Origin of the sequence: Haloferax sp. Atlit-6N (assembly GCF_003383195.1) — an archaeon.
In the GTDB taxonomy this organism is placed as follows: domain Archaea; phylum Halobacteriota; class Halobacteria; order Halobacteriales; family Haloferacaceae; genus Haloferax; species Haloferax gibbonsii.
The window spans coordinates 1-481 of sequence record NZ_QEQJ01000266.1; the positions used below are offsets into that span (position 1 = coordinate 1).

Here is a 481-nt window from a genome sequence, read left to right on the forward strand (position 1 = left end):
GCGGGCAACGGTGTGTCCGGCCTGCCCGACGGAAGGGCCGATAGGCACCCCGACAGTGCTGCGGTACCGATGCTAGTCGTCGCAAGGAACGTACGCCGGTTCATACGGGTGATAAACGTGTTAGTAACCGGTATCTCGTACTTTCTGGAGGGCGCATTCCCGACGCTGTACGCTCGGATAGTTGTTATACGTTCATACTCAACGTGCAGGCAGAATCCAACGACTGATTCGGCTGTGGGATCGTGAAATAAACACCGTAGCAACGTCTGTGGCACCCTGATTTGTGTATTAACGGGTCGTCCTCCTGCAGAATCTCAGTGTAGTCACGCGGTTTCACGACGGGTTCTACGAGCTGATCGCCGCCAATCGCGACGCCAGCGACCCGATCGAGGTGGTGGCGAGTATGATCGAGTACGGCCGGAACGCAAACCCAGCGTGAGGCAAACTGATCGGTTCAGGATTGAATGACCTGGGCCCAGTC

The 481-nt window shown here is 57.0% G+C and carries 1 protein-coding gene; it reads left to right on the forward strand.

What is annotated here, in order from left to right:
- A partial coding sequence (locus DEQ92_RS24305; RefSeq protein ID WP_233516948.1) for a hypothetical protein occupies window positions 1-246 on the forward strand: 246 nt, incomplete at its 5' end.
- Window positions 247-481: the final 235 nt, after the last annotated feature.